This is a genomic window from Stenotrophomonas nitritireducens (genome assembly GCF_001700965.1).
GTDB classification, from domain to species: domain Bacteria; phylum Pseudomonadota; class Gammaproteobacteria; order Xanthomonadales; family Xanthomonadaceae; genus Stenotrophomonas; species Stenotrophomonas nitritireducens_A.
In genome coordinates this window covers 1,755,722-1,769,306 of sequence record NZ_CP016756.1, presented here as the reverse complement: position 1 = coordinate 1,769,306, position 13,585 = coordinate 1,755,722, and the positions used below count along the sequence as shown (strand labels likewise).

The following is a 13,585-nucleotide window of genomic DNA, read 5'->3' as shown; positions in this document are numbered from 1 at the left end:
AGGCGCATCCTTGCGCGGTCTTCATGCCGTCAGCCGCTCACGCATGCCCACCAAAACTCCGGCGCCGCCGCTTCCCTTGCCACTGCGCTCATATCTGCCTGCCTTCGCCTTCATCCTGCTGATGGTTGCAGCGGCAGTGTTGTTCCAGGACAGGGAGATCATCCTTCCGGAACTGGCGGCGATGGCGGTGGCGCTGTGGACGTGGAAAGACCCGCAATGGATGCGGCACCCGGAGAAAATCTTCCTCTGGCCAAGCCTCACCGCATTGCTGGGGTTTGCGATCAACCTGACCCAACTGCCGGTCAGCGCGAAACTGGCGCTGGTGTTGATCGGCATGCTGGGCCTGTTCGCGGTGCTGCGGTACAGCCTGGCTCCGGCGTTGGCGACGGGCTTTCTGCCTGTTGTCACCAATGCCACCCATTGGTCCTTCATGCTGGCGATCCTGGTCACCACCGCGGTGCTGGCCATCGGCGTGGTGTGGCGCCGGCCGCGCGGCGCATCGCGTGATGCAGCGCCGCCGCAATGGCCCCTGCTCGGTTTCTACGCGTTGATCAGTGCTGCATGGATGGGCGTTGCGCTGGCGCTGGGGCATGCACAGCTGATGGTGATCCCACCACTGGCGGTGGTGGTCTACGAATCGCTGCACATGAAAATGTATTCGGCGCGTCTGTTGGGCAAACAGGTGGCAGTGCTCAGTCTGTCTGCCGGCGTGGGTGTGCTGACGGCGCAGTTGCTGGAGTCATGGCTGCTGATAGCGTTGCTGGACCTGCTGCTGGTGCATGCCCTTCTGGCGATCTTCAAGATGCGGGTGCCGGCGGTGTATGCATTCCCGTTCCTGGCCTTGGTACTGCCCGCGACGGCCTTGCCGGTGTTGCCGTTTGCCACTGCTTTCGCCGGCGTGCTGTTGCTGGGCGCGGTACTGTTTTGGCATCGCTGGAGGCGCGTGCCGGGCCAGCGTTGAGGCCTTGGCGTGGGAGCTCTGCCCTTCCTGGAAGCGCGTCTGTAGAGCAGAGCGATGCTCGGCTGAAGCTCTACCGGTGAAGCCCTGCCGAGCATGGCTCGGCACTACCGCAGCTCCTACAAGCATTGCCGGAAGCGGGGCTGTAGCGCCGAGCCATGCTCGGCTGAGGCGCTACCGGTGAAGCCTCTTGCCGAGCATGGCTAGGCACTACAGTAGCTCCTAGAAGCATTGCCGGAAGTGGCGCTGTAGAGCCGAGCCATGCTCGGCTGAGGCTCTACTGGTGAAGCCCCTGCCGAGCATGGCTCGGCACTACAGAAATCCAGGCCTTGGACTGGGCGGCTCAGTCGCGCAGGACTTCGCCGGTGGCTGCCACGCGGATGCGGGTGGGCTGGGCCAAGCCGCCGGTGGCGCCGTCCACCAACCCATCCAGCAGGCCCAGCAGGGCGGGATCCAGCTGCTCACGGGCGCGCGCCGGGGGCTGGCCGGCGAGGTTGGCACTTGTCGATACCAGCGGGCCGCCCCAGGCCTCGCACAGCGCCTGCACCAGCGGGTGGGCGCTGACCCGCACGGCGATGCCGGTGTGCTCGCCGGTGATCCAGCGCGGCGCATGCGGGCCGGCCGGGACGATCCAGGTGTTGGCGCCGGGCCAGCTGTCCAGTACCGCTTGGCGGCGCGCGTCGTCCAATGCATCCAGTCGCACCCAGCCGTCCAGCTGTGCCGGGCTGGCGGCGACCAGGATCATGCCTTTCTCGATGGGCCGCTGCTTGAGCGCCAGCAGCTTCATCACCGCCGCTTGGTTGGAAGGATCACAGCCCAGCCCCCAGACCGCTTCGGTCGGGTAGGCGATCACGCCACCGGCCTTGAGGGCCGGGACGACGTTGTGCAGGTCGAGTTCGAGCATGATAAGCACCGTTGGAGGGCCGCCGCACACGAAGCGGTCAACCCACGAAAGGGACGCAAAACAAAGGCCGCCCGATGGGCGGCCTGCTGCGGGTGTTGCTGATTATCCGCTTGTTGGCGGGGGAGGGGGATAGAGGGATCGGTCGGCTGCCTTGGAGCAAGACCTTTTGGCCTGTTCTCGGAGCAGAGCCAACCCTCTTCCGCCCTTTGGGCACCTTCTCCCGGAGGGAGAAGGAAGTGCAGGATCACAGAGCCCACCCTCATCCGCCCTTCGGGCACCTTCTCCCGGAGGGAGAAGGAAGTGCGGGATCAGAACGGCGGTGCGTCGTCGGCTGCTGACTTCTTCACTGCCTTCTTGGCGACGGTTTTCTTCGTGGTCTTCTTCGCCGCGGTCTTCTTGGTTGCGGCTTTCTTGGTCGCTGCCTTTTTGGCCGGGGCCTTCTTGGCGGCGGCCTTCTTCGGCGCGGCTTCCTTCTTCACCGTGGTCTTCTTGGCGGCCTTCTTGCCGAAGCCCTTGCGCACCGGCTTGCCGGTGTCCGCCATCAGCTGCTCAACCTCGGCCAGGGTCAGCGAGGCGGGCTCGCGGTCCTTGGGGATCTTGCCGTTCATCTTGCCGTCGCTGATGTACGGACCAAAGCGGCCGTTCAACACCTGGATGTCCGAGCCTTCGAACTCCTTGATGATGCGGTTGCGCGCGATTTCTTCCTTCTCCTCGACCAGGAAGATGGCGCGGGCCAGGTCGATCTTGTACGGATCGTCTTCCTTGGTCAGCGAGGCATAGGTGCTGCCGCGCTTGGCGAACGGGCCAAAGCGGCCGATGCCGACGGTGACTTCCTCGCCATTGGCGTCGGCACCGAGCTTGCGCGGCATGTCGAACAGCTTCAGCGCCTCGTCCAGCGAGATCGAATAGATGCTCTGGCCCGGCTGCAGTGAGGCGAACTTGGGCTTCTCTTCGTCATCGACGGTGCCGATCTGCACCATCGGGCCGAAGCGGCCGATGCGCGCGGTGACGTCCTTGCCGCTGACCGGGTCCGGACCGAGCACGCGCGCGCTGCCGGCGTCGGTGCGGTCCAGCGACTCGCTCTTGTCGTCGACCAGTTCCTTGAACGGGCCCCAGAAGCGCTCCATCAGCGGTATCCAGTCTTCCTCGCCACGCGACACCGCATCCAGCTCGTCCTCGAGCTTGGCGGTGAAGTCGTAATCGACGTACTGGGTGAAGTGGCTGGACAGGAACTTGCTGACCGCGCGGCCCACATCGGTTGGCTTGAAGCTGCGGCCTTCCATCTCGGCGTACTTGCGGAACAGCAGGGTCTGGATGATCGACGCGTAGGTGGACGGCCGGCCGATGCCGTATTCCTCCAGCGCCTTGACCAGCGCCGCTTCGGTGAAGCGCGGCGGCGGCTGGGTGAAGTGCTGGTCGGCGACGATGCGGTCCAGCGGTACGCGGTCGCCGGGCTTCATCAGCGGCAGCTTGCGGCCTTCGTCCTCGTCCTCGGCACTCTTGTTGTCCTTGCCTTCCTCGTACACGGCCAGGAAGCCGGGCACGACAACGGTGGTGCCGCTGGCGCGGAACACGTGCTCGCTGCCGGCCGACAGGTCGACGCTGACGGTGTTCAAGGTGGCCGGGATCATCTGGCAGGCGACGGCGCGCTTCCAGATCAGCTCGTACAGCTTGCGCTCGTCGTCGGTGAGGTACTTGCCCACCTGGGCCGGGGTGCGCAGCGCGGAGGTCGGGCGCACGGCTTCGTGGGCTTCCTGCGCGTTCTTGGATTTGGTGGTGTAGGTGTTGGGCTTGTCCGGCAGTGAGCTGATGCCGTAATCACGGGCGATCACGTCGCGGATTTCGGCCAGCGCGTCCTGCGACAGGCTCACCGAGTCGGTACGCATGTACGAGATCAGGCCGACCGTGCCCTCGTCGCCGATGTTCACACCTTCATAGAGTTTCTGCGCCACCTGCATGGTCTTGCGGGTGGTGAAGCCGAGCTTGCGCGAGGCTTCCTGCTGCAGGGTGGAGGTGGTGAACGGGGCCGCCGGGCGCCGCTTGCGCTCCTTGCTGGCCACGTCGGTGACGTGCAGCGCGCCCTGTGCGGCCTGCTGGATGCGCAGGCGGGCAGCTTCGGCGGTGTCGCCGTCGGTGACGGTGAACTGTTCGAACTTCTGCCCGTCCAGCTTGATCAGGCGCGCATTGAAGTGCTGCGAGGGATGCGCGCAGGCAGCCTCGATGCTCCAGTACTCGCGCGAGATGAAGGCTTCGATCTCTTCCTCGCGCTCAACGATCATGCGCAGCGCCGGGCTCTGCACGCGGCCGGCGGACAGGCCGCGCTGTACCTTGCGCCACAGCACCGGCGACAGGTTGAAACCGACCAGATAATCGAGGGCGCGGCGTGCCTGCTGGGCATCGACCAGGTCGGCGGCGATTTCACGCGGCTGGGCAATGGCTTCCTTGATCGCGCGCGGGGTGATTTCGGTGAACACCACACGCTGCATCGGCTTGCCGTCGGACAGGCCGCGTTCCTTCAGGATCTCGGCGATATGCCAGCTGATTGCCTCACCCTCGCGATCCGGATCGGTCGCCAGCAGGATGTCATCGGCGCCCTTTGCGGCTTTGGCGATGGCTTCGACGTGTTTCTCGTTCTTCTCGATCAGGTCGTACCGCATGGCGAACCCGTTGTCCGGGTCGACCGCGCCTTCCTTGGGGACCAGATCACGCACATGCCCATACGAGGCCAGGACCGTGTAGTCCTTGCCGAGGTATTTATTGATCGTCTTGGCCTTGGCCGGCGATTCGACGATGAGCAGGTGCTTGGGCATGTCAGTACATTCTTGGGGCGGAACGCCCTTGGGGGGCGCTAGGGTGGCTTAAACCGGGACGATAGTGAAGCCGATGTTTGGATTGTGCATAAGCCGACGCCCGGGTTGCGGCCCGGGCGTTCAGCTTGGTTCCTTATTAGAGGAATCATGCCGGAGGGGCTGATGTCAAGCCGCCCCCGGCAATTTGTCAGTTGAAGCCAGCTGCGGCAACGCCGATAAGTACCAACAGCCCGATCAGGCAAAGGATGCCCAGGCCAGCCAGCGACAGGATCACGATGGTGACCGTACCCAGGCCCTGCTGCTGCCATTCCGGGTGTTCGGTGAAGGCGAACTTGTCCACCACCAGGGTGTCGCAGATGATGTCATGCAAGGCCTGCTTGCGCTGGGTGAAAGCCGCCATTACAAAGCCGATGCACAAGGTGATGCTGCTCAGCAGGTAGGCGAAGAAGCGGCCCACCGCGCGGCCCAGTGTCAGGCGCTCGCCGTTGCTGCGGACCACCTTGATGCCCACGGCCATCTTGCCCAGCGTGGCCTGGTACTTGGACGAGTGCATCCAGGCCGGATACATCATGTTGGCGACGAAGATGAACAGATAGCCGATGCCCATCGTCAGGATCATGCCGATCGAGCCGGCCGCCGAGTCCGTGTTGCCCGATATGCCGCCCACCACCACACCCAGAATGCTGAGCGGGATCAGCACGATATAGGTGAAAACGGTCAGGATGACGTAATCGATGAAGTAGGCGGCCACCCGCTTCCAGAAGCCAGCCTGTACCACCAGCCCACCCTGCACCGCAGCGGCATCCACATCCTGCGGGCGACTGGCGGGGGCGGTGTATGGCGAATAGGTCTCGGCGGAAGCTCCACCAAAGGTTTGGCCTTCGGCGGCAGTGACCGGCGCGGCCAGTGCCTCGCCACTTTCGATGGCGGCATAGTCCTGGCGCAGGTCGATGCCGGTGGTGGCCTGGGCCAGCAGCTGCAGCTCATCGCTCACCGCTGACAGCGGCTGCCACTGCTGCATGCCTTCGCGCCACACCAGAGTGCTCATGTCGATCTGGCCCGCGCGGAAAATCTCGCGCAGTTGCTCCGCTTCGATCGGCCCATGCCGTTCGCGCTGGCTGTCAGCGTAATACCACTGGCTCATCGTGTTCCCCGTAAAAGTTCTGGCCGCTGCCTGTCAGCCGCGACAGCTGGTGGGCAGGAAGTTGTCCTCGACATCGGAACTGCATTCCCACGTGTCGGCCTGCATATCGTAGTCGAGCCAGATGCTTTTGCCGTCAAGCTGGGCGTGTTTCGGGACACGCATGAACGCTTCCAGCCCGCAATGCCCCTCTTCGAAGCGCCCGATATGGACCTGGGCCAGATCACCGCTGGCGTAGCTGTCCGGGGGGCCGAAGCCTGCGTCGTCGTTGATCGGGCAACGCGCGTTGGCGGCGGCGAATTCGGCAACCTGATGCTTCAGGCCCAGTAGCTGGCCATTGACCATGGCAGTCTTGGAGCGCAGCACATACGCGTTGTAGGCGGGCATGGCGATGGCTGCCAGGATGCCAATGACGGCGATCAGGATCACCCCGACCACGGCGGCGATGATGCCTGCAATGGCGCAACCGGACAGGCCCTGCTTGGGGGCGACGGCGGGGGTGACGACAGGCTGCGCCTGGGTCTGCAGCGGTGGTGGCAGGACAGGTGGGGCAGCGGCTGCGGAGGGTTCTGCGGTGGCTGTGTCCAGGCCCAGTTCGCTGGCGAAATCGCGCAGCGGGCGCCAGTCGCTGGCGCCTTCGCGCCAGACCAGGGTGTCTTCATCAATGCGGCGGGATTGGAACAGCGCGACGATGTTTTCGTCGCTGATCGGGCCGCGACGTTCGCGGTTGCCCTCGGCGTAGAACCACTGGTTCACGTAGGTGTTGTCCTTATGCATCCCTGCACGCCGCCATGCGGCTTAATGCAGGGGTTCGGGTTCGTCGACGAACATCTGGGTTTCCATCCAGGCATAGGCGGCTTCCGCGCCGGGCTGGTTGAACAGCACCATCAGCACCACCCACTTCAGGTCGTCCAGGTCCAGCTCGTCCTGGTCCAAGGCCATGGCGCGGTCCAGCACCAGCTCACGCTGGTCGGCGTCGAGCACGCGCTGTTGTTCGAGGAACAGCAGGAAACCGCGGCATTCCACGTCCAGCTTGTCCAGCTCGGGGCCGTGGAAAACACGTACCGGCCCGTCAACGCGTGGCTGGGCCACGGCTGGGCGCTGTTCGGCCAAGGCATCGAGCCAATCGAAGGCCTTGTTGATTTCGGCGGGACTGAAACCGGCCTGGATCAGGCCGTTCTGGAGCGAGTCGCGGTCTCGGATGAGATCGGCATCTTCGCTGAAATAGTGTTCAAACAGGTACAACAGGACGTCCAGGATGCTCTCTTTCATTGCCCCTCGGCCTGCGCCATTGGCGCTGTGGAGGTGAAGAAACCTTCAGGTGCGGGTGTAGCGGCCGTGTGCGGACGCGACCCTGCCTTCCAATTCCATGAGCAGCAGCATGGAGGACAGGCTGGCGGCCGTCAATCCAGTGCGCTCGATCAGTAAATCCATACCGGTTGGGTCGTAACCCAAGGCATCCCACAATCGCTTGTAGTTTGGATCTTCTGGTGTGACGGCCGGGTGCTGGCCGGACGGTACACCGGAGATGGGGGTCTGGAGCCGGGTTTGCAAGGCACAGGCCAGTTCACCGGCCAGATTGGCCACGCCTTCAAGAATGTCGTCGGCATGTGTCACCAAGGTTGCACCCTGGCGTATCAGCCGGTGGCAGCCGCGCGCCATCGGGTTGTGGATGGAGCCGGGCAGGGCAAAGATCTCGCGGCCGGCCTCGCTGGCAAGGCGGGCGGTGATCAGCGCGCCGGAGCGCTCGGCCGCCTCGATCACCACCGTGCCCAGCGCCAGCGCCGCCAACAGCCGGTTGCGGGCGGGGAACTGGCCGCTGCGCGGCACGGTGCCGGGCGGGTATTCGCTGACAACCGCGCCCTGGCTGGCGATCTGCGCCTGCAGTTGGCGGTGGTGACGAGGGTAGGCCAGGTCCGGGCCGGTACCGATCACTGCATAGGTGCTGCCATCGCAGGCCAAGACCGCACGGTGCGCGGCGGCGTCGATGCCGGCCGCCAGGCCGCTGGCGATGGTGAGACCGTGGCCGGCCAGCGCGGTGGCGAAATCGCGCGCGCTGTCGCGGCCGCCTGCAGTGGGGATGCGGCTGCCGACGATAGCGATCGCCGGTTGCCATAAGCGGGTGGGGTCTCCGGCGATGAACAGCGCCACCGGCGGGTTGGGGCTGTCGCGCAGCAGCGGCGGATAGTCGGGTTCGCCCCAGCCGATCAGGTGGTGGTTGTCGTCCTGCAGCCAGGTCTCGGCCCTGGCCCGGCGGTCTGCCTCTGGCCGCGACAGCGCCTGGCACTGCGCCGGACTGCAGCCTGCCGCGCGCCATTGCGCCGGCCCGGCCGCCAGCGCGGCGGCGGCGCTGTCGTACTGGTCGCGCAGATGGCGCAGCGGTTCCAGCGGGCCGCCCGCCAGCGCCAGGCTCAGCAACGCCGGGCAACAGGGCGGGGTGTGGGCATCGAGGGCAGTTGATCCGGGCATGGCCCAGCCTGCCGCCACAAACAACAACGGCGCCCTCAGGCGCCGTTGTTGTAGATCGTAAGGCTAGACCGCAGGCGCTTACTGCGCGTCCGGGTGCTTCAGCTCATAGCCAAGACGTGCCGGCTTGGTGCCTTCCATGATCAGCGCATAGCTGACCTTGTCGAAGGTGCGGAACACCATGGCGTGGGCTGCGTACTCGTCAGGCAGGCTGACCCGACCTGCGCCGGCCTTCATGGCATCGTCCGCGCGCGAAGAACCCGGGTGATGCATGCGGTCCGCCACATGGCTGCCATTGCGCCAGACCGAGAACACCGTGCCGTTGTTGATGCCCTCGCGTGCGCCGCCGGAAATGGCGATCACGTCGCGTGGACCACCGCTGGTGAAGGTGTCGGTCACCGCCAGCACGCGCAGCTGTCCCGGTGCCGTGGCGTTGGCCGGGGCATGCGGGAAGAACTGCAGGTCGTACGGATTGATCTGCACCGGCATCAGCCGGTCGCCCCTGCGTACCTCGCTGCCGCTGTCTTCCAGCTGCAGGGTGGAGGCCTGCACGTCGCCGCTGGCAACCTGGGTCAGGGTGCCGACGTTGACCTTGGCCAGCTCATAGCCAAGCACCTCGTTGCGGTCACTGGAGGCAACGTAGTTGCTCCACAGGTTGCCGCTGCCCGGGGTGACCTTGCCGCGGCTGTCCAGATCCTCGGTGGGCTTGGGCTGGGCAAAGCGCACGGTCGGACGCACCACCATGTAGCGCTGGCCGGGCTGCGCCGCGTCCAGGCCCACGACGTAAGCCTTCTGCCCGCTGCTGGCGCGCAGACGGTTGTCTTCCAGGCCAACCACGTAGGGCAGCTCTTCGAAGCTGTCGACAACGTTCAGGTTTCTGAGGAACGGTTCAACGTCCGACAGCGGTACGCCGGTGATGGGTGCTTCTTGGCGCGGGCCGGCCTGGGCCGTGACACGGTCCAGATAGGCCAGGCTCAATACATCGCCCGGATAGATCAGGTGCGGATTCTTTACCTGCGGGTTTGCCTGCCAGATTTCCGGCCAAAGCCACGGCTTTTTCAGGAAACGTGCTGATATGTCCCACAAAGTATCGCCCTTGCGCACCACGTAGGTGTCAGGGTGAGTGCCGTTCATTTCGACGGCCACGGCATACGTCGTGACGGTCAGCATCGCCACGGCGGCGACCGTACGTAACTGTTTAAACATGGTTGCGATCTGCCTGATTCCCCAACAGGTTGGCGCACTATATTGCAGAAACGGGGGCGCCGGGCAAGCGCAAGCGTTAGAATTGCGACATCTTGCCGAAATAAGCGGCATTCCCAGATTGGTACCACCATGGCCCTCCTGCCCATTCTTGAGTTCCCCGATCCGCGCCTGCGCACCAAGGCGGCCCTTGTCGAAGCGGCCGAAGTGACCACGCCGGCATTCCAGCAGCTGCTCGACGACATGCTGCAGACTATGTACGACGCCCCCGGCATCGGCCTGGCCGCCAGCCAGGTGGACGTGCATAAGCGTTTCATGGTCATCGACGTCAGCGAAGAGCACAACGAGCCGCAGGTATTCATCAACCCGCAGATCGTCAGCGCCAGCGAAAGCGGCCGCGTCTATCAGGAAGGCTGCCTGTCGGTGCCGGGCATCTATGCCGATGTCACCCGTGCCGATTCCATCGTGGTGCGCTTCCTGGACCGCGACGGCAAGCAGCAGGAACTGGCGGCCGATGATCTGCTGGCCACCTGCATCCAGCACGAGATGGATCACCTGGACGGCAAGCTGTTCATCGACTATCTGTCGCCGCTCAAGCGCGAGATGGTGCGCAAGAAGCTGGCCAAGACGCGCAAGCACGTGGCTTGATCCGGCGCTGGCGGAGGCAGGCGCAGGCCCTGCCACGCCTGCTGCCGTCTTGGCGTTGTGTAGTACATCAACGGCCTGCACCTTTCTTTTTCGATTCGTGATGGGTAACGGCCGCCGCTGCGCCGCCTCAGCCCCTCGCGGATCCCGCATCGCGAATCCCGCCCAATGAAAATCATCTTCGCCGGTACGCCGGAATTCGCCGTCGCCTCGTTGGCTGCCGCCGCCCGCCAGCATGAGGTGGTTGCGGTCTACACCCAGCCGGACCGTCCTGCCGGCCGTGGCCGCGGGCTGATGCCCTCGCCGGTGAAGCTTGACGCGATTGCGCGCGGCATTCCGGTGTTCCAGCCGGAAAGCCTGAAGACGCCCGAAGCACAGCAGCAGCTGCGCGACCTGCAGCCGGATCTGATGATCGTGGTGGCCTATGGCCTGATCCTGCCCAAGGCGGTGTTGGCCATTCCTACCCACGGCTGCTGGAACGTGCATGCCTCGCTGCTGCCGCGTTGGCGCGGCGCGGCGCCGATCCAGCGCGCGATCGAGGCCGGCGATGCCGAAACCGGCGTCTGCCTGATGCAGATGGAAGCCGGCCTGGATACCGGCCCGGTGCTGCTGCGCCAGCACACCCCGATCAGCGATACCGATACCGGCGGGCAATTGCATGACCGTCTGGCACAGCTGGGCGCACAGGTGCTCTCCGATGGTCTGGGCTTGTTGCGCGCCGGCCTCAAGCCGGTGCCGCAGCGGCAGCCCGAGGCCGGCGTCACCTACGCGCACAAGCTGGACAAGGCCGAGGCCAAGCTCGACTGGGCCGAACCTGCTGCTGCGCTGGCGCGGCGCGTGCGCGCCTTCAATCCGTGGCCGGTGGCCGAAGCCACCCTGGCCGGCGAGCGCGTTCGCATCCATGGCGCGGTCGCCATCGACGACAACCGTGGCAAGGCACCGGGCACGGTGATCGGCGCCTCGCGCGATGGCATCGACATTGCCTGCGGGCAGGGTGCGCTGCGCCTGCGCGTGGTGCAGCGCGAAGGCGGCAAGGCGATCACCGCCGCCGATTATCTGAACGCACGTCGCGACCTGCGGATCGAGGGCTGAGCGGATGACGGCTGCTACTTCCTCGCCGTGGGGTAAGACCCCGGCGGCACAGCCCGGCGTGCAGACCCGCGCGCTGGCGGCCAAGGTGCTGGCGGCGGTCATCGGCAAGGGGCGCTCGCTCAAGGCCGAACTGGGCGCGGCCCTGCCCAAGCTGGACGACAGCCGCGATCGCGCGCTGCTGGAAGCCATCTGTTTTGCGGCACTGCGCCGCCGGGTGGTCTACGACCAGGCACTGCGGCAGTGGCTGCAGAAACCGCTGGGTGCGCGCGACAGCGATCTGCGCGCGCTGCTGATGGCCGGTTTCGCCCAGCTCGATGTACTGCAGCTGCCGGCGCATGCCGCGTTGTCGGCGACGGTGGATGCCGCGCGCGCGCTGGGCCGTGAACGTCAGGCCGGCATGGTCAATGCCCTGCTGCGGCGTGCGCAGCGCGAAGGCTTTGCCGAGGCACGAGCCGAGGACGCCTGGCCGGCGTGGCTGCTGGCCCAGGTGCAGGCCGATTGGCCGCAGCAGGCGCCGGAGATCATCGCGCAGAGCCTGCAGCCGGCGCCGATGTGGCTGCGGGTGAATCGCCAGCAGCACACACGTGAGGCGTATCTGGCGTTGCTGGCCGAGGCGGGTATCGAAGCCGTTGCCGAGCCCTTGTCGGCCGACGCGGTGCGCCTGCCGATGGCGGTGCCGGTGAGCAGCCTGCCGGGCTTCGCGCAGGGCGCGGTGTCGGTGCAGGATCTGTCGGCGCAGCAGGTAGCCGATGCCTTGCAGGCGACGCCTGGCGCACGCGTGCTGGATGCCTGCGCGGCGCCCGGGGGCAAATCCGCCCACCTACTGGAGCGCGATCCATCGCTGCAGCTGCTAGCGCTGGATGTGGATGCGCGACGTCTGCAGCGCATCCGCGAAACCTTTGCACGTACCGGCGTTGGTCCGCAGGCGCAGGTAGTCGCGGTGGATGCCGCCGATACCGCCGCCTGGTGGGATGGCACCGCGTTTGATGCGGTATTGCTGGATGCGCCGTGTTCGGCCACCGGCATCATCCGCCGCCAGCCCGACGTGCTGTTGCACCGCCGCGCCGAAGACATCACCGCATTGGCCGCGCTGCAGGCACGTCTGCTGGATGCCTTGTGGACGGTGCTGCGTCCCGGTGGCGTGCTGCTGTACTCCACCTGTTCGATCCTGCGCGCGGAAAACGGCCAGCAGGTGGAACGTTTCCTCGCCCGTACCGCGGATGCGCAGGTGCAGGTGTTGCCTGATGCATTCGGGCATGACGTTGTGGGCAGCCGCCAGCGGCTGCCAGGTGAGCAGGGCGGTGATGGCTTCTTCTATGCGCGGTTGCTGAAACGGGCGTAAAGACGCCGCGTCCGCAGATCGCGGACAAATCCGATCAAGCTGGCGGCATTGCTGCCGATCAATGGAAAGCCCCGCCGCGACGTGTCGGCGGGCAGGTATGGGGCGGAGGTGGCAAGGTGGTGATCAGGTACTATCATGGCTCGCAGTTGTGCTCAGGATGGCTCCTGATGCGTCGGGAGCCTGTATTGATTCTTTTCCAGGATCGCTTCGCGCAATGACCCGGCCGTCCGCAGACCTGCCCCTTTATGTCATCAATCTGCCGGCATCGGCGGATCGCCGTGCCTCGATCCAGCGGCAGGCGGCTGCCTTGGGCATCGAGGTTACGGTATGGGATGCCGTCAACGGCCACAGCGATCACCCGCTGTTCGCCAAGGTGGATGAAAAGCGCCGTCTGACCTGCAAGGGACGGCCGTTCCGCCCGGGCGAAATCGGTTGCTGGGCCAGCCACTATCTGTTGTGGCAGCAATGCGTGGACAGCGGCCGGCCGATGATCGTGTTTGAAGACGACATCACCATCGACCCGCGTTTCCTGGACGTGCTGCGCGACCTGCCGCGCCTGCCGGATTCGGTGGGGTACTTCCGCCTGCATGCAGCAGACCGGCCCAGCTCGCCCTGGGTACAGTTTGGCGACTTCGTGTTGCACCGCTACTGGCGCAGTCCCCTGTGTGCATTCGGCTACTACCTGGCACCGTCGGCGGCGGAAAAATTCCTGCGTCATGCCGATCGCTGGGTACTGCCGGTCGACGACTACATGGATCTGGCCTGGTTGCATGGTGTGGAATGCCTGGGCCTCAAGCCCGGGGTGGTGCGCAGCGGCGATCTGTTCGCATCGGTGATCCAGGCCGGGCGCAAGGCCAAGCCGGGTGTCGGTGTGTTGGGGTGGTGGAGCCGCGAGATCTACCGCGCGCGTCTGAGCGTGCGCTGGTTTGCCTACAACCTGGCGTCGCGGCTGCGCTGGCGCACGCGTATCGGCAACGGTTGATCCCAGGCGAGGCCCGGCCGTTGCAGGCAGCGCCCGGCATGA

12 protein-coding genes are annotated in these 13,585 nt (G+C 65.6%); 5 read left to right on the top strand and 7 right to left on the bottom strand.

The genetic code is table 11. The features are described 5' to 3' along the window. The first annotated feature begins 43 nt into the window (after positions 1 to 43). A complete protein-coding gene (locus BCV67_RS07545; RefSeq protein WP_062167272.1) occupies positions 44 to 961 on the top strand; it encodes a hypothetical protein in 918 nt (305 codons plus the stop codon). Between the two features lie 340 nt (positions 962 to 1,301). Here BCV67_RS07545 and BCV67_RS07540 read toward each other — a convergent pair whose 3' ends face one another. The 7 genes from BCV67_RS07540 to BCV67_RS07510 all read right to left on the bottom strand — a co-directional run bounded on the left by BCV67_RS07540 (position 1,302) and on the right by BCV67_RS07510 (position 9,485). Further along, positions 1,302 to 1,862, bottom strand: coding sequence for a Sua5/YciO/YrdC/YwlC family protein (locus BCV67_RS07540; RefSeq protein WP_062167270.1), 561 nt, complete (start codon positions 1,860 to 1,862; stop codon positions 1,302 to 1,304). A gap of 308 nt (positions 1,863 to 2,170) precedes the next feature. Then, a complete protein-coding gene (locus BCV67_RS07535; protein WP_062167268.1) occupies positions 2,171 to 4,672 on the bottom strand; it encodes a DNA topoisomerase I in 2,502 nt (833 codons plus the stop codon). A 187-nt stretch (positions 4,673 to 4,859) separates the two neighbouring features. Beyond that, positions 4,860 to 5,816 carry an RDD family protein gene (locus tag BCV67_RS07530; RefSeq protein ID WP_062167266.1) on the bottom strand — a complete coding sequence of 319 codons (957 nt, stop codon included), beginning with the start codon at positions 5,814 to 5,816 and terminating at the stop codon, positions 4,860 to 4,862. Positions 5,817 to 5,849: 33 nt separating this feature from the next. Further along, the gene (locus tag BCV67_RS07525) at positions 5,850 to 6,590 is read right to left on the bottom strand and encodes a GYF domain-containing protein (protein WP_062167264.1); all 741 of its coding nucleotides are present in this window, start codon (positions 6,588 to 6,590) and stop codon (positions 5,850 to 5,852) included. A gap of 21 nt (positions 6,591 to 6,611) precedes the next feature. Next, the gene (locus tag BCV67_RS07520) at positions 6,612 to 7,085 is read right to left on the bottom strand and encodes a DUF494 family protein (protein ID WP_057629553.1); all 474 of its coding nucleotides are present in this window, start codon (positions 7,083 to 7,085) and stop codon (positions 6,612 to 6,614) included. 45 nt (positions 7,086 to 7,130) lie between these two features. Next, positions 7,131 to 8,282: a DNA-processing protein DprA gene (gene dprA / locus BCV67_RS07515; RefSeq protein WP_062171516.1), complete on the bottom strand. Its 1,152-nt coding sequence runs from the start codon at positions 8,280 to 8,282 to the stop codon at positions 7,131 to 7,133. Positions 8,283 to 8,360: 78 nt separating this feature from the next. Further along, complete coding sequence (locus BCV67_RS07510) at positions 8,361 to 9,485, bottom strand: LysM peptidoglycan-binding domain-containing protein (RefSeq protein WP_062167262.1); 1,125 nt, start codon at positions 9,483 to 9,485, stop codon at positions 8,361 to 8,363. A 129-nt stretch (positions 9,486 to 9,614) separates the two neighbouring features. On the opposite strand from BCV67_RS07510, the gene def reads away from it, so the two are divergent. The 4 genes from def to BCV67_RS07490 all read left to right on the top strand — a co-directional run bounded on the left by def (position 9,615) and on the right by BCV67_RS07490 (position 13,543). Further along, entirely contained in the window at positions 9,615 to 10,130 is a 516-nt protein-coding gene (gene def / locus BCV67_RS07505; protein WP_062167260.1) for a peptide deformylase, read from the top strand. 165 nt (positions 10,131 to 10,295) lie between these two features. Next, the gene (gene fmt / locus BCV67_RS07500) at positions 10,296 to 11,219 is read left to right on the top strand and encodes a methionyl-tRNA formyltransferase (protein WP_062167258.1); all 924 of its coding nucleotides are present in this window, start codon (positions 10,296 to 10,298) and stop codon (positions 11,217 to 11,219) included. 4 nt (positions 11,220 to 11,223) lie between these two features. Next, a complete protein-coding gene (rsmB, locus tag BCV67_RS07495) occupies positions 11,224 to 12,561 on the top strand; it encodes a 16S rRNA (cytosine(967)-C(5))-methyltransferase RsmB (protein WP_062167256.1) in 1,338 nt (445 codons plus the stop codon). Positions 12,562 to 12,775: 214 nt separating this feature from the next. Further along, positions 12,776 to 13,543, top strand: coding sequence for a glycosyltransferase family 25 protein (locus BCV67_RS07490; protein WP_062167254.1), 768 nt, complete (start codon positions 12,776 to 12,778; stop codon positions 13,541 to 13,543). Positions 13,544 to 13,585: the final 42 nt, after the last annotated feature.